The sequence below is a fragment of the Bacillus sp. P4_E1 genome, assembly GCF_056401715.1.
Map to the genome: position 1 here is coordinate 223,048 of NZ_JBFUIV010000005.1, position 21,798 is coordinate 244,845.

Sequence of the window (21,798 nt, forward strand, 5' to 3'; positions counted from 1 at the left end):
TGATTATTAGCCCGCATAATGGGGCTTTTACGGGCATCCTGACTCCACCTAACTTCCTCGCATTCGCCGAATTTTGAGGTGGGAGCCTTACTACCCGCAAATAGCGGGATAAATTCAATTTAAAAGAGAAATGTGTAGTCTGTGGAATGAAAAAAAGATTGTAATTTGGTCCAAATCAACCAAAATACAATCTTTTTTGTTGTACTGAATTAACGCCACCAAATCCAAGTCCAAAAGTAATTTCGTATATTTCGAGGAGTAATGCGTATGAAACGTTCACCGTCAAAGAAACAATTTAAATTTGGAAGTGTTTCATCTGGATTTTCTGGAATAAAGGTGACGATGTTTTCGTTACTTGTAATGGTTACTGTGATTGGTGGATCGGTAGGAGAGATTTGAAGTTGTAAAGAAACGTTTGCCGTGTTTTTAAATTCATTATTAATAGGTGGGCTTATCACTTGTACTGTGAATAACACGATAATTGTTTCGTTCGGTTCCAAATTAGTAGCGACTAGGAAACCGATATTCGGATTCGCTAGTGGAGAGCGTTCCCCATTAATGAAGACCGTACCGTTCATAAATTGTAAACCTGCTGGAATGGTGTCTTGTAATGAAATATTTGAAAGTGAAATCTCGGAAGTATTCGTAATACGCACTGTATAATCAAAATATTGGTTTAAATAAGCAGAGCTGACGGAAGCATTTTTTATCACTGCTGCCGTTATAAATTGAACTGGTATGCGAACAATGTTCGAATTAACGATGAAAGTAATAATCGGATCCTGTGGTGTCAATTGGAAAGCAGCTGTAACTGTTGCGGAATTGATAATTGTACTGTTTGAAGGGATAGAAGTTACGAGAACTTTAAATGTTATAGTTGCTACTCCATCTGCCGATAAGGAACCAATGTTAATACCAGTGTCTGGTCGAATATTTGGAACCGGAGTACCGTTAATTGTTACACTGTTTTCTATAAATGTTGTACCAGCTGGAATCATATCTAAAACGGAAGTACTTACTGTAGGAATTGGGGAATGATTAAATACCTCTAATGTGAATGTAATAATATCTCCTATAACGACAGAAGATTTGTCAGCGTTTTTCTCAATGCGCACCATTGGATCAACGATCGTTGTTGTAACGGTATTTGTTTGCTTTGTAATTGTAATAGGTGGTTCATTCGGATCAATGGTAACAGTATAGGAAACAGAAGCGTCGTTATTGATTGCAGTTTGAAGAGTCGAAGAAGATATTGTTACTTGGAACGTAATGACAACAGATTCATTAGGAGCAAGGTTTCCTAATGGAATACCATTTTCAGGATTCGCATTAGGCTGATTGATCCCGTTAATCGTAACACTGCCAGTAATGAAAATTGTATCTACTGGTACGGTGTCTATGGCAAGAAGGTCTTCAATCGTTACATTACCGCTATTAGTAATTGTAATTGTATACGTTAAAGTTTGACTAGGTAATGCATTCGTGGCATTAACAGATTTTATGGCAACGACATTATCATTTTGGACAGTTGTTGTGACAGTATTTGTTGTAGTCGTATTTGTAACAGGTAAGTTATTTGGATTGACTATATAGTTAAAAGTAGTAATTGCTTTGTTGTTGAGTTCATTTGGTGTTGGAATAGAAGTTACAGTTACTTGGAAGGAAGCGATGGCATCTCCACCTACAATTATAGTACCAATTGGTATGCCGCTTACTGGATTAACTCCCGGAACAGTTTCTCCGTTTACAATGACACTATTTTCTATAAACGTAGTACCTTGAGGAATAATATCTTGAATGACTACATCATCTGCTGAAACATTACCAGTTTGATTTAGTGTAATCGTATACGTTAACGTATCACCGACCGTTGCAAATGCAAGGTCAACAGTTTTATTGCTATTTAAATTCGCGTGATGAATTTCTGTTACGGCAGCTGATGAAATAATAGTTGCGGTAATAGGTGGCCTATCTGGTACCGTGTATTCATATTCAATTGTACTCGTGTTAGAGATTGGATTTGTTTGCGGAATGGAAGTAACCCGGACTTGGAATAGAATAGTTGCTGTCGTATTAGGCGGAATGTTATCAATTTGTATACCGCTAAGTGGATTGTCATTTGGACGAGCGGTGCCATTCACAATAACACTGTTCTCTATAAATCTCGTATTTGCTGGAATGATATCAGTAACGATAATGTTTTCTACTTGTATATTCCCATTGTTTGTGATGGAAATTGTGTAAGGGATGATAGTTTGTAGGTCAGCATATTGGATAGGCGTTGTTTTTGTTGCAATTACATTAGCAGAAATAACTTCAGTGAAGGTAATATTACTAGTCGATATTTGTTCTTCACCATTAATTGTATAACGAGAAGTGGATTGATTTTGAATACGACCGCTAGCTGGAAGAGCTAACACAGTAACGGAAAACGTGACTGGAATAGAAACGTTAGGTGCAATCGTTCCTACAAGTATACCAGTACTTGGATTCGCGTTAAGCTGAGGAATATTATTTACTAAAACGCTACCGTCTATAAAGGTTGTTCCATCAGGTATGTTGTCTGTAAATACAACAGCAGTAGCATCTGTATTTCCTATATTCGTTAAAGTTGTTGTATAAGTTAAAATGTCGCCAATCGTTACAGAAGTCGAATTAACAGTTTTCAGTGAAACGATATCGGCATCATTAATTTGGACGAAAGTAGTATTGGAAGTAGTAGATTTTTGAATTGGTGCAAAGTCAGGATTGAAAATAAAGTCGTAGACGATGTTTGCAGTATTAGGCGTTGGATTTAAAGCTGGTAAATTCGTAACGGAAACTTGGAACGTTATTGTAGTCGCTTGCCCTGACGCAATATTAGGAATGAAAAAGCCGATATTCGGATCTGCTGCAGGAAGTACAGTGTTGTTAACTGTTACACTTCCCGGAATAAATACTGTTCCATCTTCTATAGTATCTGTAAAAAAGATGGAGTTAGTTGTAGTAGATCCGTTATTTTGAATGAATACTGTATATTCAATGGTGTCATCAATGTTAGCTAATACTTTATTAGCGGATTTTGTAGCGATAAGAATAGCATCAATAAATTGTATATTTGTAGTATTGGAAGAGGTCGTTTCTGAAATTGGTGGTGCGCTTGGTTCCGGTTGATATTCATAGTGTATAACAGCGATATTATTAATAGTATTTTGTGCAGGTATAGAGACTACATTTACTTGGAACGTAACAATAATCGTATTATTTGGAAGGATAATACCAAGATTGATACCGGTAATTGGATTTTCGTTAGGTCTTGGTATGCCATCTACAAGGATGCTATTTGGAACGAATGTGGTGCCAGCAGCAATTGCGTCAATTAGGAGAGTATTTGTAATAGGTACTGTACCAGCGTTTGTAACGGCGACTGTATATGTGATGATTTGACCGATGCGTGTAATGGATCTATTGGCGGATTTAATTGCACTAACATTTGCCGTCCGCACTTCCGTGTTTACTGCATTTGATAACGATCTACGCTGAATAATCGGAGAGCTAGGGTCAATTTGGTATTCGTACGAAGTGTCTGAAATATTAATGACTGTATTGCCGGACGGTATATTTGTAAGTTGTACTTGGAATGAAATAGTGACTGTTTCATTTGGTTGTATCGTGCTGAGAGTTACTCCGTTTTCAGGATTCGCGCCAGGCTGAATCACATTATTTATTGATAAGCTATCTTCAATGAATATAGTACCTTCTGGAATGTTATCAATAAACACGGTATTGTTAGCTGGAATGGTTCCTATATTTTGTAGTGTATTTGTGTAGGTAATAATTTGCCCAATTGATACGAAAGTTACATCCGCGCTTTTAACAGAAATAATATTTGCATTTTGAAGTGATGTTGTAACAATGTTAGAATTTGCAGAGCGATTCACCGGTGGAGCTGTAGGAATACTTACATATTGGTAATTTGCAGAAGATTGATTTACAATTTCGGTTTCAGTAGGTGGATTGTTTGTTTGCACTTGAAATAGTATCGTTTTGGAACTGTTTGCTGGAATTGTTCCAAGTGGTATTCCGTTTTCTGGATTTACACCTGGCTGCAGGACACCGTTAATTGTGACACTATCGGAAACGAATGTAGTCCCAGTTGGAATAGAATCTGTAAAAATAATATTTATTGCGTCAACATTGCCGATATTTTTCACTTCAGAAATATAAAGTATAGTTCCACCAATATCTACAGTTATTGGATTGGACGTTTTTGTAATTGTCAATTGTGCTTGCACGAAATTTGTAATGACAATATTACTTGTAGATGTTTCAGTAATAGGTGGCTGGCTTGGATCTGGTTGAATTGAATATGTTGTATTGGATTGATTTGTAATCGATTGTTGCGAGAATGAATCGTTAATAAGAATTTGGAACGAAATAAGGTGAGTAGCGTTTGCTACTAGGTTAGGCAAAGCAACCCCTACATTTGGATTTGCACCAAGTATAGCTGTTCCATTAAGTGTAAAACTATTTTCTACGAATGTAGTCCCTTCTGGAAGCGTATCTGAAAATATGAGATTAGTAGCTGGAATATTTCCGGTATTTTCTAGCGTTATCGTATAGGTCAAAATGTCACCGGTTGTTGCTTGTTGTGCATTGACTGCTTTTAAAGAAAGAATATTCGCATCCGAAATTTGTGTGAAAGCTGGATTAGACGTAATTGTTCGAGAGATGATAGGAGAGGTTGGATCGGCGATAAAAGTATAGTCAATACGGGCTATATTAGAAATTGGATTTACGTTTGGAATGGATTGAACGATAACCTGGAATGTGACGGTGACGATTTCTGACGGCGCGATGGAGTTTAATGGTATCCCTACATTTGGATCGGCACCTGGAACTGAAACGCTATTAATGGTCACGCTATTCGGAATAAATGCAGTTCCTTCTGGGACCAAATCTGTTAAAGTAACTGTATTTGCAGTAGTATTTCCGTTATTTTGAACGACTACTGTGTAAGTGATTGTACCGTCGGTAGATTGTACGAGAGAATCTGTATTTTTAATTGCGGATAACGATGCATCAACGACAGCTGTATTAACCGTATTAGATGAGGATGTTGCTGTAACTGGAGGTTGATTTGGATCGACAATATACGTGTAACTTGTAATGGCTTGATTTATAATCGTCCCTTGCGGTGGAATAGAACTTGCAAGAAATTGGAACGTAATAGTAGCAGAATCACCTGGTGCGATAATACCAACTGGAATACCGAGAGTTGGACTTGCATCTGGAAGTGAAATCCCGTTAAGCGTGACACTATTTGGAACAAATAATGCCCCTTCAGGAACTCCGTTAATGAGTAATACAGAATTTGCAGGGAAGTTTCCAGTATTCGTTAATGTTGCTGTATACGTAATTATATCTCCGATAGATACGATTGCTCGATTTGCTTCTAAAACAGTTGTAACAGTCGCGTTATTAATTTGTGTGGAAGCACTATTAGAAGTTATTGTGCCTGTAACAGGAGGAGCTGCCGGATCAACAATGAATGCGTATTGAATAGATGCAACGTTTGTAATTGGGTTTGAAGGTGGAGTAGATGTAACTATGACTTGGAAAGTAACAGTTAAGGAACTGTTCGTACTAACGGTTCCGATATTAACTCCGGTATTTGGATTTGCCCCTGGAATGATACTTCCATTTACAGAAAAGCTATTTTCAACAAAGGTCGTTCCAGCTGGAATAAGATCTGAGAAATTTAGATTCGTAGCGTTTGTATTGCCGCTGTTTTGAATCAAAACTGTATAAGTGATTGTGTCTCCGATATTCGCAAAGGCTGTATTAGCAGTTTTTACAGCTGAAAGTATTGCTGAATTAATAGAAGTAACGAAGACGTTCGTCTCCACATTTCCAGGCTGAGTCTGTAATGAATTGCCTACGTTATATTGGAAGTTAACAAATCCTAAGTTTTGGAGTTCAGGTGTGAACGTTGTTGGATTGCTTATTATTTGGACTTGGAACATAATTGTTACGATTTGATTTGGAGTTATCGTATTTATGCCAACACCGTCAATGATAGAAGCGGATGGTAATGAAGTGCCATCAACAATGACTGATCCTGCAACAAATTGTGTCCATGTCGGTATAGGGTCTGAGAAAACAACGTTGTTAGCAGAGATATTTCCTGTATTCGTAATAGTGGTTGTATACGTAATCGTATCACCAATCGTTGCAAAAGCTTTATCTCCTATTTTAATAGTGTTTAAAATAGCACTTTCAATTTTTGTTGTAACGCTGTTAGAAGTAATATTTTTTGAAACTGGAGGATTTGCTGGATTAACGATATGTTGGAAGCTAACGCTAGCTTGGTTGGAAATTGGATTTATAGGCGGAATTTCATTGGCATTAATATGAAATGCTACGATGACAGATTGGTTTGGCGCGATATCACCAATTGGAACACCTGTAATTATATTTGCATTTGGGATGCTAATTCCGTTAAGTGTAAAACTATTCGGTTCAAAGGAAGTTCCGGCTGGAATAAGGTCGGTAAAAATAACATTCGTTGCACTAACATTTCCGCTATTTGTAATTGTAACGGAGTAGACGATATCTTGCCCGATATCTACCGTTTCCGCATTTGAATTTTTTTGTGCAGTAAGGATAGCGCTATTAATTTGAGTTGTCGTTGTATTCGATTGATTGGAAGTTGTAATAGGTGACTGGCTAGGATCAACGACATAATGATATGTGGTAGAAGCAAAATTAGAAATTGGATTAAGTGTTGGAAGTGTAGTAACAGTTGCTTGGAATGTGACGATTGCCGCATTACCACCATTAATTGAACCTATATTTACACCAGTAGATAAATCAGCGTTTGGAATGGTTTGCCCATTAACTGTGAAACTGTTTGGAATGAAACTTAAATTGCTATCAAGAATATCGATAATAGTTACATCAGTTGCAGCCGCATTCCCTGTATTAGGAAGGTTAAGTGTAAATGTTATTGTATTACCAACATCCGCAAAAGTAAGATTTGCTGTTTTTGTGCTAATAATATTTGCGTTGTTTATTTGAAGAAGTGTAGTGTTGGAGCTAGCTGTATTCGATACCGGCGGATTACTTGGATCAACAGTAAACTCATATGTCGTTGATGCTGTATTCGGTGCTGGATTAATAGGTGGAATGCTGTTCACTGTAACTTGAAAGACGATACTATATATTTCATTTGGTGGAAGTGCTGCAAGTAATACACCTGTATTTGGATCCGCATTAGGTTGTAAAATACCATCGACAGTTAATGTGTTAGGAACAAATGTGAGTCCACTTGGTAATACATCTGTGAATACAATATTAGTTGCATCCGTATTGCCTACATTGGCAATAGAAGTAGTGTAAAAAGCAGTTTGCCCGACATCTGCAAAGGATAGACTTTCATTTTTCGTCATAGATAATATAGCTTCTCTAATTTGTGTTGAAACAGGATTACTAATTGAAGTTTCTGCATCAGGCGGTGAGATTAATTGATACGATGTTGATGAGAAATTTACAATTGGGTTTTCGGTTGGTAATGACGCCACGTTTACTTGGAATGAAACAGTTACTGTAGACCCAGCTGTTATAGGCCCAATATTTACACCGTTCGATGGGTCCGCACCACTTTGAGAAACCCCGTTAATAGAAAATGAGTTTGCAATAAATGTAGTTCCGCTCGGCATTGTATCTGAGAAAATAACATTTTGTGCGGATGAGTTTCCATTGTTTGTTAAAGTAACAGTATAGGTGAGTGTGTCTCCAATACGACTAAAGGATTTATCGACTTGTTTTAATGAAAGAATGGTAGCTGTGTTAATTGTAGTGAACACTGTGTTTGAAGTAACATTCCTTGAAACAATAGGGGCATTAGGGTCAGCGATAAATGTGTAAGAAGCACTAGCCGAATTGGCAATAGGATTTTGAACGGGAGTAGAAGTAGCGGTAACTTGAAATGCAATAGATATTGAGCTGTTAGGAGCAATTGATCCAATCGTTATACCTGTATTAGGATTAAGACCAATTTGCGTGATGCCATCTATTGTAACGCTATCAGTAATAAACGCTGTACCATCTGGTATAAGGTCAGTGAAAGTAATGTTAGTTGCATTTGTATTACCACTATTCTTTAAAATGGTCGTATAGGTAATGGCATCACCTAGTGTTACAAGCGTTTGATCGACTGATTTTACCATCGTTATCATGGCATCTAGTACAGGATTTGTAACGATATTCGTTGAAATAGAAGTTGTAATAGGAGCTCCGCTTGGATCAACAGTATAAGAATATAAAATTGTGTCATTATCCATAATCGAGCTTGAAGGGGGAATAGAAATAACATTTACTTGGAAAGTAACAGTTACTGTCGCGCCGGGTGCGATATTTGGTAAATTTACTCCAAGTGCTGGTTGCGCACCAGGTTGCTGAACTCCATTTACTGTAACTGAATTTGGTATGAATGTAGTGCTAGCTGGAATAGCGCTTGTGAATGTTATATTCGTTGCTGCTGTATTCCCTGTATTTGTAATAGTAGTGGTATACGTAATCGTATCTCCAACTGAAACTATAGATTTATCAGCACTTTTTTGGGTTGTTAAAATTGCACTATTAATAGTTGTCGAAACCGCATTAGATACATTCGTTTGTGATACGGCAGGTTGGCTAGGATCGACCACATGTGCAAATTGTACAGAACTAAAATTAGAAATTGGATTTATACTTGGAATGTTTGTAACAAGTACGTTGAGAGTAATAATGGCCGTTCCACCTGGATTTATATTTTCAATCTGTATCCCGCTAGCTGGATTTCCAATTTGCTGTGTACCAGAATCGCTTGTAAGAGTCCCGGAAATAAATGTCGTTCCGTCAGGTAAAATATCTGTGAAAATTATATTTTGTGAAGTGACATTTCCAGGGTTATTTAATGTAATTGTATAAGAAATTGTATCGCCGATTGTTGCGAAATTTTTATCCGCGGATTTAACCGCTACAATTTCCCCGGAATTTATTTGTGTCGAAACAGAATTGGATGTTGTACTTCGTGAAACGAGTGGTAAATTAGGTCCTGTCATAAATTGATAATTAATAGAAGCACCGTTTACAACCGGTGAGTTTGGTCCCCCAGGCCCAATTGTGAAAATTGGATTTGGAATACTAACTACTTGCACGCGGAAGGTGACGTTTATAAAATCTCCTGTAATAATATCTCCAATTGGTATCCCATTCGCTGGATTTACTCCAGGTAATAAAACCCCACCTACTCGAACGCTATCTTCTATAAATACTGTATTATTTGGAATCGGATCTGTAAAAATGATATTAGTAGCAGTCGTGTTCCCTATATTTTCTAATAAAACAGTATACGTTAAAAATGAATTTCCAGGTGCTACGTCAGAAAAGATACGATCCACACTTTTCGTTGCTTGAATGATTGCTTCATTTATTTGAACTAAGACCGGATTACTAGTAGCCGTTTCTGTAACAGGCGGCTCGGTAGGATCAATAATAATAGAGTATGTTGTGCTAGATTGGTTCATCGTAGGGTTTGAAGCTGGTATTGAACCGACAATGGCTTGGAAAGTAATGGTTGTCGTTCCTCCAACTGGAATTGGGTCTAAAGGAACCCCGTTATCTGGCCTAAATCCAAGTTGTGGGATGGTATTAATTTGTACGCTATCAGGCACGAATGAAAGTTCAGGTGGTAATATATCTATAAAAACAGGTGTGTTTGCAGTTGTATTTCCGCTATTGGTAAGGGTTGTTGTATACGTAATTGTATCTCCAACAGCAGCAAATGCACTACTCGCAGTTTTTGTTGCGATAACGGAAGCAGTATTTACTTGTGTAAAAGTTTTATTGGATTTAACTGTTCGTGAAACAGGTGGTTCATTAATATCTACAATAAAACTATATTGAACCGATGATTTATTAGGGATTGGATTAGGATTGGGAATCGTTGCAATGTTTACTTGAAAGCTGAGTATAACTGATGCATTTGAATTTATGTTACCGATATTGATACCATTTTGTGGATTTGCATTAGGAATGGTTGTTCCATTTACTGTAAAACTATTTGGAATAAACGTTGTGCCATCTGGAATTAAATCTGTAAAAATAACATTGTTTGCGGTAGTGTTACCGGAATTAGTAATGGTGGAAGTGAAAGTAAGTGTATCTCCAATAGTAGCGAATGTTGAATTGACAGTTTTATTTATAGATAGAGTAGCATCAATGATTGGAGTAACTGTTGTGTTTGTAATTGTACTACCAACAGCAGGTGATTGGTTTGGATTCACTGTATATTCATAATTTACAAGGGCGTTATTTGTTAATGTGCCACTAGGCGGTATCGCTAAAATTTGTGCTTGAAAAGAAATAAATACAGTATTACCTGGTGGAATATCTGCTAAGTGAATACCAAGTGATGGATCTAATCCTGGTTGTGGAACATTATTGATAGTTACGGAGTTTTGGATAAATGAAGCTCCTGCGCCAAGCCCATCCGTTAAAACATTTGCACTAGCAGGGATATTTCCAGTGTTTGTAACTGCAATCGTATAGGTAACGATATCTCCAATTGCAGCTGTCGGTGTATTCACTGATTTAGTAGCGACGATCGTAGCATTATTAATTTGAGTTGTTATTACGTTACTTAACGCATTGGCGGATGCTGGAGGTAAGTTAGGATTTACGAAATATTGGTACGTTGTATTACTTTGGTTCGGGATTGGATTTGGACTAGGGATGGAATTTACTATTACTTGAAATGAGATTGTTGTATTTGTATTGGGGTTTATTGGATCAATTGCTACGCCATTTGCTGGATTTATATTAGGGAGTGTAGTACCATTTACTGTTACACTATTTGGAATAAATGAAGTCCCACTTGGAATGGCATCTGTAAATACTATATTTGATGCAAGTGTATTCCCGCTATTTGTTAAAGTAGTCGTGTACGTAATAATATCATTTACGTTAGCGAACTGTTTATCTGCAGATTTTGCAGCGGTAATCGTAGCGTTATTAATTGTTGTCTGTACCGTGTTAGAAGCCACCATCTGCATTACAGCTGGTTTGGATGGATCGTACGTATATTGGAATGTTGTGCTTGATTGATTCGTAATCGGATTTACAGCAGGGATAGTTGGTACAAGAACCTGGAATGCAACGGTTCGTGATGAATTCGCTCCTATCGTACCGATAAAAATACCGTTAGCAGGATTTGCATTTGCTATAGGGACATTGTTAATCGTTACAGTATTAGGAATGAACAGGGTACCCGCTGGAATGATATCTGTAAACGTTACATTAGAAGCAGGGATATTCCCGTTATTTGTTAAAATAGTCGCATATAATATGACATCACCAACATCAGCGAAATTTGTGCTCGTTAGTTTTGTAGCAACAATATTAGCAGTATTAATTTGTGTAGTTACTATATTACTAGTAGCGTTTTTCACAACAACAGGTAAATTTGGATCAGCGATAAAGTTATATTGAAGTGAAGCGCTATTTTGAATTGGATTTGGTGAAGGTAGCCCATTTGCACTTATTTGAAAAACAATCGTTGTAAAACCACCTGCAGGAATGGAGCCGACTTGAAGGCCGGTACTTGGGTCTGCACCTAGCTGTAAAGCGCCACCTATAAAAATACTATTTGGTACGATAGTGGTGCCGGGAGGGATTATATCGGTAACAACAACATTGTTTGCTGTAGTATTCCCAAGGTTAGCTAAGGAAATTGTATATGTGATTGGTTGCCCGACATCGGCAATAGTTAAATCTACCTCTTTGACAATAACTACATTTGCTAAATTAATTTGTGTACTTACAGTATTACTTAAAGATGTTTCTATAATTGGTGGATCACCTGGATTTAGAACGAAACTATACTGTGTACTCGATGAATTAGTTGTTGGATTTTGGGCTGGTAAAGCAGTGACAGTTACTTGATAAGAAACGGTAATTAATCCGCTAGCAGGAATAGAAGGTAACAGGACACCTATATTTGGATCTGCATTGTTTTGCAAAACGCCATTAATAAGAAAAGTATTTGGAATAAAGGTAGTACCATCTGGATTTATATCTATGAAAGTAGGATTATCAGCAGAAACACTTCCTGCATTCGTTAAAATAACGGTATAAGTTAATATATCCCCTACGGTAGCGAACGCTCGATCCACTGTTTTGGCTGAAATGACATTTGCATCGTTTACTTGAGTAAATGTAGTGGTTGAAGTAGTGTTCTTACTTACAGGTGAAGCGTTTGGATCAACAATAAAGTTATAGGAAATGGAGGCACTATTCGAAATAGGATTTGGGTTTGGAATACTAGTTATTAATACCTGGAATGAAGCTGTAATTGTAGTATTAGCATTGATGCTACCAATATTGATGCTAGCTGGTGTTGCGCCCGGCTGAGTAACACCGTTAACTATAACACTGTTCGGTACGAAGGAAGTACCATTTGCAATTGAATCGGATAGTAATACATTGTTCGCCGCAACATTTCCATCGTTTGTAAGAGCAAAGGTGTAAGTTAATACATCTCCAACTTCCGCAAATGTTTTATCCACAGATTTTATAGCATGTAGATTTGCTAGTCTAATTGTTGAGGCAACAGAATTAGAATTTGCTGTTTTTGAAGTTGGCGGCAGGCTTGGGTTTACAGTGTAAATATAAGAGGCGAAAGCGTTATTAATGATAGGGTTTTGTGCAGTAATGTTAATGACTGTTACTTGGAAGGATAAGGTGAAAGTAGCTCCGCCAGGAATTGTACCGATAGGTAAGGCAATAAGAGAAGTTACATTTTGCAAAACGCCGTTTAGCGTTACAGTACCTGGAGTCAATATCGTTCCATTTGGAAGTGGATCGGTTAGCTGTACGTTCGTTGCAGCAGTATTTCCACTGTTTGTGATAAGGACTGTATAACTGATTGTATCTCCAATTGTAGCAAATTGTTTATTTGTCGATTTTGTTAATGTTAAATTCGCATTGTTAATTTGAGTGGTAACGACGTTAGAAGCGATGTTTTTCGTAATGGGTGATTGACTAGGGTTGACAGTATACTGATAAGAAGCGCTTGATCCATTAGATACGATATTTGCTGGAGGTATTGTGTTTACTACTACTTGAAATGAAACGTTTTTGGTTGTGCCAGTTGCGATGGATCCTATATTCACACCGTTAGCCGGATTTGCTCCAACTTGTGTCGTACCATCTATTGTTAAACTGTTTAGGACAAAAGTTGTTCCTGTAGGAATGACATCTGTAAAAATAACATTGTTCGCATTCGTATTACCTGTTCCTGTAAAGGCAACAGTGTAAGTCAGTGTATCGCCAATATCTGCATAGTTTTTATCTACTGCTTTTGTCATTGTTACAGTAGCATTATTCACTTGCGTGGAGACAATATTCGTCGTGTCAGTCCCGCTTACTGCCGGCTGGTTTGGTACAGGAATGTATTGATATGTTGTTGTACCACTATTTAATATTGGATTTGTTTGTGGGATAGAAGGAACGAATACTTGAAAGGAAATAGTAGTAGTAGAATTTGCAGCAATAGATCCGATTGATATACCATTAGCGGGATTTGCTCCCCCTTGAGTAACTCCGTTAACAGTTACACTCCCTGGAATGAAAGTGGTCCCGCTAGGAATCGGATCTGTATATATAACATTCGTTGCAGCGATATTTCCTATATTAGCTAAGGCAATACTGTAAGTTAATGTTTCACCAATATCGGTAAAAAGTTTGTTAACTGATTTTGTGCCATTAATATCTGCGAGGTTAATTTGTGTTCCTGCAGAGTTACTTGTTGCAAGACCGTTAAAAGTCGTTCCTCCGGCAATCGGTGTATATTGAAATGTAATATTCGCAGTGTTAGAGATAGGATTTTGACTTGGAAGAGAAACGACAGTCGCTTGGAAAGCTACTGTACGAGAAGAGCCATTATTAATTGTCCCCAGAGATATACCGGCGACCGGATTTGCATTTGTTTGTGGTACGTTATCTATCGTTACGCTTCCAGGTATAAAGGAAGTACCGTTAGGGAGAACATCTGTAAAAGTAACGTTATTTGCAGGAAGAAGCCCGGTGTTAGGAACAGTAACTGTATAGGTTAGAATATCTCCAATTGTAGCGACACTTTTATTCACGCTTTTAGTTGCTTGTATATTAGGTGAGTTTATATTGATTTGTAAACCGACTGTATTTAACATATATGCATCCCCGTTAGTAGTTAAACGAATTGAGGCAGATACTTGGGAATTTGTTAAATAAGGAGAAATATCAATGGAAGTAATGTCCCATCCTTGTCTTCCAGCGGAGATATTTGTACTTGTAGAGGCACTCTGGTTTCGCGTTCCAAATGTACCAGTTGTATCTAAGTTCCCTGCAGCATTATTAATTTGAGAACCGAAGAAATTATTAACAGCATTATTTGGCCCAGATAATGCATTTAATGAACTGAAATTTGGTCCAAATAAAGCTTGATCTCCAGTTAAATCAGCATCCCCTTCAGTAGAACTTAAAAATAATCTCCCGCTTACAGGTCCACCGGCAGGTGTTAAAAACCCTGAGACAGATACATCTGCACTACCGGTTTCTACAGAAACACGGTTACCAGCTACGTAAATTGTTAAATTTCTTGCGGGTAAGGAACCGTTTTGATAAGCGACAATAAGCGTCCATCCTGCAGAATTAATGGCTCCATTAGAAGCGTCTAAAGGATCTACAAGTCCAGGAACAGAACCTGTTGTATAAGATCCAGATCCAGCAGCTTGAACGAGTGACGTTACATCCGCTGATCGTGTATAAAATCCAAATGTGACAGATCCAGAAACGAATGTTTGATTTGAAGCTGTAACAGCTGAAGGGGTAATCGAGTATGTTGAAACAGGTGTTGTAAAAGAAACTGGGTTTCCTAATACACTCGTAATGTTTTGATCACGAGATAAATAGTTTCCACCCCAAACAAGTTCTGCGTAAAGAATAGTACTACCAGCAGGGATATTTAAAAGAGCGGTAGAACTATTTTGTGTATAGTTTAATGTTGTACCAGCAGGAAAAGTAGGTACTTGTAAAGCAGTATTCGTAGTTACGAATGCACCAATTGCCCCGATTGTACCAGCACGGTTTAGATTACTAATTTTACTTAAGCCTAGTGTATTTCCTGTAATAGCGAGTGCGCCGTTAGTGGTGGTAGAAAATCGATTCGTAATGGGCATGTTGTCACCTCATTTACAATATAGTCTTGGTCAAAATAGGATATGTGTGTAAGTGATAAAGGGAAACATGTACAAGTTGATTCATGCAGAATGGTTCAAACGTCTAAAGAAGGAGATGGGGAATGATTGAAGTGGAGATTAGGGTGGAGCGTCTTAGGAAAGGAAAAATAGAAGATATTGTAGCATTATCTTCTCATATTGGCTGGGATTACAACAGAGAGGAAATTGAGATGATTTTGAATACGGGTATAGTATATGGTGTAGTAAATGAGAGAGAAGAGCTTATTGCTAGCGCAGCAATTATACTATACGGGGAGACATTAGCCTCAATTGGAATGGTAATTGTACATCCAGATTATAAAGGAAGAGGGGTTGGAAAGATAATAACGGATTTATGTGTTAAAAGCGTATTAACTCAAACCCCCATTATGCTTATTGCCACGGATGAGGGGAAAATTTTATATGAAAGACTAGGATTCAGGGCTGTTAGTTATGTTTCTAAATACATATGTAACTCGTACAATGCGAATTACCATTGTGTAGGAAATGAAGAGTATATTGTGAATTATGAAGAATGTGATTTAGAAGAAATAATACAAATAGATAAAGATGCATTTGGAACAAATAGAGAAGAGTTTTTAAAGTATCGAATTATTCAAAGTGAACAATGTATTGTTACAAAGGATGCACAACAAAATGTATTAGGTTACGGTTTAAGTATACAAACGCCAGAAAATAAAATAATAGGACCGGTCGTTGCTAAAAATGATGCGATGGCAATGAGAATGGTACATTATTTAGCAAGGGAGCATCATGGTAAATTAAGAATTGATGTACCAGAAGGAAAGAAAGGTTTCATGAAAGAATTAGAGATTACTGGTTTTCAAAAGGTTAATACCCCACCAATTATGATAAAAAATAGTGATCAATTTTTGAAAAGAAATGGAGAACTATACAGTATTGTAGCGCAAATTTTTGGATAAAAAAGAATCCTTTTGTGAAAAGGATTCTTTTTCGTTAATCACGATATTGGTCGTGAGTTGGCTGAAAGAGATCTTCCTCGATATCTCTCACCATAGAAAAATGATCAACATTATAATGACCGTGTAGAGTTTTATTATGATGACCAATAATTTGCTCTGCAGACAATACGTCAGAATCAGTTGTGGAATGACCATTTTTAATTAATGTAACGTCAAATCCTTGTACAGTAGCTGTTCTAACTGCGGTGTCAATGCAATGTTCTGTTTTACATCCACCTATAACAATATGATTAATTTTTTCTTCTTTTAAAAGTTCAAGTAAAGAAGTGCCATAGAATGAGTTTGTTGCTGCTTTATTAATAAGGATTGCAGACTGAGGTACTTTAATTTGATTATGTACTTCAAATCCTTCTCCGCTACCAGAAGCAACATCGATATCTCTTACGAAAACAGTAAGGGCATTTGCATCTATTGCTTTCTGTACGGCTGTATTTAGTGTAGATAATAGCTCGGTTTTACGAAAAACTTCATTTTCTTGTTCATTTCCATCCATTAATTCTTGCTGAGCATCGATAATTAATAGTGCTTGTTTCATTCGATATCCCCTTTAATATAAAATAAATTCCACTTTACATATTCTTTTATATTGTAAGGAACTCCTCTTTTTTCTAAGAAGTAGACGATAGATTTACAAAGTTGTCAAATAAATTTCATTCTCATAGAGTATAAAAACATGTATGATAAGAAGTGGAGAATTTTTGAGTAGGTGGGAATATCATGCAAACAGTAGAAGATTATCTTTCATTCTTACATACGAAAGGATTTAAATTATCAGAGGAAGCACAAGGATTTATTATGTTCGGACAAGGATATACTGGTGCATCTGATGGGATTGTGAACGTAGCAATAGAAGCGACGATTAAACATCAATTACAGTTTGATGGCAGTTATTTTGTCGCGTTATTAGAACGATTGAAAGAAGAAGAAATTACAGATAAAAAAAGCGCTAAGGCTTTTATGCGGAAGTTACAAGCGTAACTTCACGCAGCCTGCGCTTCTTTTTTTGTTTTGGAAGGTAATTCAACAAAAACCATACCTAGGAAAATACATAGACATCCAATAATAGCAGAAATAGAAAGCTGTTCATTTGCAACTAGAACGCCTGTTAATGCAGCAAAAACGGGCTCCATTGCGAAAATAATTGCTACTCTTGTTGGAGAAGTATGTTTTTGTGCCGATGTTTGAATGAAAAAAGCAATGGATGTCGCAAATAGGGAAGTTAGAAATAGAGCGAATAAAAAGGATTGATTCGTCCATAGTGAAACTGAAAATAATTTTTCCCAATCTTCAAACAAAAAAGTGCAAATAGAAGAAAATATACCGACAGCTAATACTTGAGAGGTGCTTAGTAATAAAGGTGATATTTTCTTAGAAAAGAAACCGTTAACAAGAATATGGGCAGCAAAAGCAACTGCACAACCGAGAACGAGTATATCTCCAATGTTTAATTGAAAAGAATCACCAGCCGTTAATAAGTATAAACCTGCTGTTGCTACAGCAATGCCAAGTACGATGAAAATGGTAGCTTTTTGTTTTAAAAAGATAAAAGACAAAATTGGTACCATAACGATACTAAGCCCTGTTAAGAAACCAGCTTTTGAAGAAGTTGTATAAAGTAAGCCGAATGTTTGTAATACATAGCCAACACATAAAAAGAATCCAACAATCAATCCAGCGAGACTACTCTGTTTTATATCTTGTTTTGAAGTTTTTTGTGAGAAAATCATTTGAACGAATAATAAAATAATTCCAGCGAATAAAAAGCGAATCCCATTAAAAGTAAATGGACCAACGAAAGACATAGCATTTTGGACGACAACAAACGTAGCTCCCCAAATAAAAGAGACAAATAATAAAGCAAGAGGAGCAATCCAATCTTTTTTCACACTCATACCCCCGTTAATTTTGTAAGATAGCTTTTCTAGCTAATTCATCAGCAACTTTATTTTGACTACTTGGAATCCACTTAATAAAAAAGAGATCGAAACTTTTTATGTACTGCAGTGCTTCCTCTAATAGTGGTGCAAATATTTTATTTTTTGCGTATTCTTTTTCGACAGCTCGCTCGACAAGCTGCGAATCGGTACGAAAAGAGACAATGTTATAATTATGCTCCGTGCAATATTTTAATGCCGCAAGTAAAGCGTGGTATTCTGCTTCATGATTGGACATTGTCCCAAGGGGCAATGATAACTGAACAGCTGGTTGCACCCCTTTAATAAACACTCCTGCACCAGAAGGACCAGGATTTCCTTTTGATGCACCATCAATATATACTTCAATCAAAATGAGAAACCTCCAAATTATAAGATGATCCCCTACTTATATGTTTCTTTGAAGTAGGGGATAGAGTACTTTAGCCGATTGTAATACTATAACGACATGTAAATGTTTCATTCGCTTGTAAAGATTGAATTCCTTTTTTTTCCTTGAAATCTTTTGCCGGATTTACTTCATCAGCAATACCGTACCAAGGTTCAATACATAAGAAAGGTGCGTTTTCGCCTGGTGTCCATACGCCGACAAATGGGAATCCGTCAAATTCTACTTTTACAAATTTATTATGTTTATGAGAACGAATAGAGATTTCATCCGTATTCATATTTTCAAAAATAAGTGCATCATTTTTGAATAAATCGTATGTAAGTGGTAATTCATTCGTATTTTCAGCAATTAATTGTTTTTTACTTGAAAGGTAAGGTCCTTCTAATACGCTTGTTTCTAAGCGTTCAGAACCATTAAATGCTAAATGATAATCAGTAAATGATTCGCCCTCTAATAAGGGGAAGTTGAAACCAGGATGTGCTCCGATTGAGAAGGACATCTCTTTTGAAGCAGGATTATTTACTTCATATGTTACATGAACGATTTGTCCGTCTAGCTCATAAGAAACGAGTAATTCGAATTCGTATGGGTATTTTTTTAATGTTTCTTCATTACTAGTTACAATATAAGTGATTTTCGTTTCACTTTGTTCTTGTACAGAGAATGTAAGATCACGAGCAAAGCCGTGTTGTGTTAAAGAATACGGTTTACCATCTACGTAGTATGTATTATCTACTAATCGGCCGACAATTGGGAATAAAATTGGTGCGCGGCGCCCCCAATAAGTAGAATCGCCTTGCCATAAGTATTCAGTGTTATCTTCTTTTAAGCGAACGCTTTGTAATTCTGCACCTTTGTCAGAAATGGAAACGATCACTTTTTCATTTTGAATTGTTGCTGTCATGAAGTGAAACCTCCTAAAACTTTCATATGTTTTATTATACGTTTTCTAAAAGAAAAAAGGTAGTTAATGATAGGAATCTATTGACGAGAGAGTGTCTATTGCGTAGAATATATTCTTGTTGCTTAAAAAACGAATAACGTGGTTCGAAACCATCCCACGTAAAAAAACTAAGGAGATTTTGTCATGAATATAAGGACATTAGTCGGTAATGGTATTTTAGCGGCATTATATATTGCTGTTTCTATGCTTATTCAGCCATTTGGCTTTACCAGTGTACAGTTTCGTATTTCAGAGATGTTTAATCATCTTGTTGTATTCAATAAGAAAGCAATTTACGGGATTGTATTAGGTGTATTTTTAACGAATCTCTTTTTCTCACCTATGATCGCTTATGATTTAGTATTTGGAGTAGGGCAATCCATTCTTGCATTACTTGCAACTATTATTTCTATGCGCTTCATTAAAGGTGTTTGGGCTCGTATGATTTTTAATACAGTTATTTTTACAGTCACAATGTTTATGATTGCAATTGAACTTCATCTTGCGTTTGATCTGCCATTTTTATTGACATGGCTAACTTGTGCAGTTGGTGAATTTGTTGTAATGGCAATTGGTATGCCTGTAATGTACTGGATTAATAAGCGAGTGCAATTTGAAAGATTTATGCAATAGATGAAAGAGCTGTCCTTACTTAGGATGGCTCTTTTTGTATGTGATTAAATTGTATATAATACTGTGACTCTTGATAAAATATAATAAAATAAATATAAGAAGTCTTATAAAAGGGGAATCTAGTATGAAATATAAAATACATTGGTTGTATAAAACGAAGCGTGGTTTACAGACTGAATTAACAACAGATTATATGAACATAGAAGAAGTACTTCAATTTGCGGAGGATTTTGAGAAAACAGGTAGGGTGAAAGAACTTTTATTTTTCGATGAAATGGACGCGGAATGGTCATTAAAAGAAATGAAAAAACTGAGTAAGCAAGTGGAGGAAGATCCGCAAGAAATTCAAGTTTATTTTGATGGTGGTTATGATGTACAGACGAAAGAAGCTGGGGTTGGTATATGTGTATACTATAAAAAAGGAAATACAAATTATCGAATTCGTCGCAATGCATACATAGAAGGCATATATGATAATAACGAAGCCGAGTATGCAGCATTATTATACGGGATGAATACACTCGGGGAATTAGGAATTAAATATGAAGCAGTTACACTTCGTGGAGATTCTCAAGTTGTACTGCAGCAATTAGCTGGTGAATGGCCTTGCTATGATGAACATTTAAATCATTACTTAGATCAAATTGAACAAAAAGCGAAGCAAATGAAATTAAAGCTTATTTGTGAACCGATATCTAGAAAACAAAATAAAGAGGCACATCAATTAGCAGCGCAAGCATTAGAAGGGACGACAATTGATAGTCATAAAGAAATAACCGAATAGAGAGGTGCACACGTGAAGAAGAAGCAACTCATTACAGAGGTAAATGACTTATTAGAAACGTATTGCGGAGGGTGTTTCCTGCAGGAACATAATCGGAAAAATCATAGTAAATACTATGCCCATTCTTTTTGTATACGGCAATGTACGGTTGGAGAGAAGTTGAAAAAGTATGGGGAGCAATTGTCATGAAAAAACATCCAGAGAATTTTCTCTGGATGTTTTTTAGTGCTTCGCTTCATGTAATTGATGCTCGCATTTACTTAATTTTTTTTCTTCATTCATTAGAAATGGCTCATCTAAATCCGTTGCAACGGATTTCATGATTTCAAGCTGAGAACGAGCCGATTCTACTGCAGTAGTGGCATGCTCTAATGTGTCTGGATCCATTGAAATTGTTGCAGAACCTACCATTTTTTGTGCAGTTTCTACACGGAATTTTACCTCTTCAAAATCATTTACATGTGACCCCATTGTTATTGCCTCCTTTGTATTTTGCGCATTTCACATAGTTTTTGCTCTGGAAAACGGAAATATACAAAGGAATAACAAAGGAGGTTACCAAGTAAGGTAACCTCCTGTCATATGTGGGATTAAAGTTTTGCTACGTTAGCAGCTTGAGGTCCACGGTTTCCTTCAGTAATGTCGAAAGATACTTCTTGACCTTCCTCTAAAGCTTTGTAGCCGTCGCTTTGAATAGCAGAGAAATGTACGAATACATCTTCAGAGCCTTCCATTTCGATAAATCCAAAACCTTTTTCATTGTTAAACCATTTTACTTTTCCTTGCATGTCACAATTCCTCCTAAAAACGATTCCTTTTTTCATTTAG

12 protein-coding genes and 1 riboswitch are annotated in these 21,798 nt (G+C 36.6%); of the genes, 5 read left to right on the plus strand and 7 right to left on the minus strand.

Translation table 11 applies throughout. The features are described from left to right. Positions 1–209: 209 nt before the first annotated feature. The gene (locus AC1DS7_RS09640) at positions 210–15,242 is read right to left on the minus strand and encodes a DUF7507 domain-containing protein (protein WP_476998936.1); all 15,033 of its coding nucleotides are present in this window, start codon (positions 15,240–15,242) and stop codon (positions 210–212) included. Between the two features lie 122 nt (positions 15,243–15,364). Between AC1DS7_RS09640 and AC1DS7_RS09645 the strand changes: the two genes are divergently transcribed. Further along, complete coding sequence (locus tag AC1DS7_RS09645) at positions 15,365–16,225, plus strand: GNAT family N-acetyltransferase (protein WP_476998937.1); 861 nt, start codon at positions 15,365–15,367, stop codon at positions 16,223–16,225. A gap of 34 nt (positions 16,226–16,259) precedes the next feature. Here the strand turns inward: AC1DS7_RS09645 and AC1DS7_RS09650 are convergent, their stop codons facing one another. Further along, the gene (locus AC1DS7_RS09650) at positions 16,260–16,820 is read right to left on the minus strand and encodes a cysteine hydrolase family protein (protein WP_002030879.1); all 561 of its coding nucleotides are present in this window, start codon (positions 16,818–16,820) and stop codon (positions 16,260–16,262) included. A gap of 182 nt (positions 16,821–17,002) precedes the next feature. Between AC1DS7_RS09650 and AC1DS7_RS09655 the strand changes: the two genes are divergently transcribed. After that, positions 17,003–17,263, plus strand: a complete 261-nt coding sequence (locus AC1DS7_RS09655) for a DUF6123 family protein (RefSeq protein ID WP_001195213.1) — start codon at positions 17,003–17,005, stop codon at positions 17,261–17,263. A 2-nt stretch (positions 17,264–17,265) separates the two neighbouring features. Here AC1DS7_RS09655 and AC1DS7_RS09660 read toward each other — a convergent pair whose 3' ends face one another. From AC1DS7_RS09660 to AC1DS7_RS09670, 3 genes are all read right to left on the minus strand, one after another. Continuing rightward, positions 17,266–18,171, minus strand: coding sequence for a DMT family transporter (locus AC1DS7_RS09660; RefSeq protein ID WP_476998938.1), 906 nt, complete (start codon positions 18,169–18,171; stop codon positions 17,266–17,268). A gap of 13 nt (positions 18,172–18,184) precedes the next feature. Further along, complete coding sequence (locus AC1DS7_RS09665) at positions 18,185–18,571, minus strand: reverse transcriptase-like protein (protein ID WP_002011911.1); 387 nt, start codon at positions 18,569–18,571, stop codon at positions 18,185–18,187. 70 nt (positions 18,572–18,641) lie between these two features. Further along, positions 18,642–19,514, minus strand: coding sequence for an aldose 1-epimerase family protein (locus AC1DS7_RS09670; RefSeq protein ID WP_078184219.1), 873 nt, complete (start codon positions 19,512–19,514; stop codon positions 18,642–18,644). Between the two features lie 132 nt (positions 19,515–19,646). Then, positions 19,647–19,691, plus strand: a riboswitch (PreQ1 riboswitch). A gap of 6 nt (positions 19,692–19,697) precedes the next feature. Here AC1DS7_RS09670 and AC1DS7_RS09675 point away from each other — a divergent pair. The 3 genes from AC1DS7_RS09675 (at position 19,698) to AC1DS7_RS09685 (ending at position 21,159) form a co-directional block, all read left to right on the plus strand. Then, the gene (locus tag AC1DS7_RS09675; protein WP_002011909.1) at positions 19,698–20,186 is read left to right on the plus strand and encodes a QueT transporter family protein; all 489 of its coding nucleotides are present in this window, start codon (positions 19,698–19,700) and stop codon (positions 20,184–20,186) included. Positions 20,187–20,310: 124 nt separating this feature from the next. Next, positions 20,311–20,970 carry a ribonuclease H family protein gene (locus tag AC1DS7_RS09680; RefSeq protein ID WP_012260647.1) on the plus strand — a complete coding sequence of 220 codons (660 nt, stop codon included), beginning with the start codon at positions 20,311–20,313 and terminating at the stop codon, positions 20,968–20,970. 12 nt (positions 20,971–20,982) lie between these two features. Further along, positions 20,983–21,159, plus strand: a complete 177-nt coding sequence (locus AC1DS7_RS09685) for a zinc-finger domain-containing protein (protein ID WP_002011906.1) — start codon at positions 20,983–20,985, stop codon at positions 21,157–21,159. 33 nt (positions 21,160–21,192) lie between these two features. On the opposite strand, the gene AC1DS7_RS09690 is transcribed toward AC1DS7_RS09685, so the two are convergent. Beyond that, positions 21,193–21,441, minus strand: a complete 249-nt coding sequence (locus tag AC1DS7_RS09690) for a DUF2564 family protein (protein WP_002011905.1) — start codon at positions 21,439–21,441, stop codon at positions 21,193–21,195. Between the two features lie 119 nt (positions 21,442–21,560). Then, positions 21,561–21,758, minus strand: coding sequence for a cold shock-like protein CspB (gene cspB, locus AC1DS7_RS09695; protein ID WP_002011904.1), 198 nt, complete (start codon positions 21,756–21,758; stop codon positions 21,561–21,563). Positions 21,759–21,798 lie beyond the last annotated feature (40 nt).

Excerpts from the sequence above, each read along its gene's own strand:
- AC1DS7_RS09650 (WP_002030879.1), bottom strand. The coding sequence starts at position 16,820 with ATGAAACAAGCACTATTAATTATCGATGCTCAGCAAGAATTAATGGAT.
- AC1DS7_RS09680 (WP_012260647.1), top strand. The coding sequence starts at position 20,311 with ATGAAATATAAAATACATTGGTTGTATAAAACGAAGCGTGGTTTACAG.
- AC1DS7_RS09640 (WP_476998936.1), bottom strand. The coding sequence starts at position 15,242 with ATGCCCATTACGAATCGATTTTCTACCACCACTAACGGCGCACTCGCT.
- cspB (WP_002011904.1), bottom strand. The coding sequence starts at position 21,758 with ATGCAAGGAAAAGTAAAATGGTTTAACAATGAAAAAGGTTTTGGATTT.
- AC1DS7_RS09670 (WP_078184219.1), bottom strand. The coding sequence starts at position 19,514 with ATGACAGCAACAATTCAAAATGAAAAAGTGATCGTTTCCATTTCTGAC.
- AC1DS7_RS09655 (WP_001195213.1), top strand. The coding sequence starts at position 17,003 with ATGCAAACAGTAGAAGATTATCTTTCATTCTTACATACGAAAGGATTT.
- AC1DS7_RS09675 (WP_002011909.1), top strand. The coding sequence starts at position 19,698 with ATGAATATAAGGACATTAGTCGGTAATGGTATTTTAGCGGCATTATAT.
- AC1DS7_RS09645 (WP_476998937.1), top strand. The coding sequence starts at position 15,365 with ATGATTGAAGTGGAGATTAGGGTGGAGCGTCTTAGGAAAGGAAAAATA.
- AC1DS7_RS09690 (WP_002011905.1), bottom strand. The coding sequence starts at position 21,441 with ATGGGGTCACATGTAAATGATTTTGAAGAGGTAAAATTCCGTGTAGAA.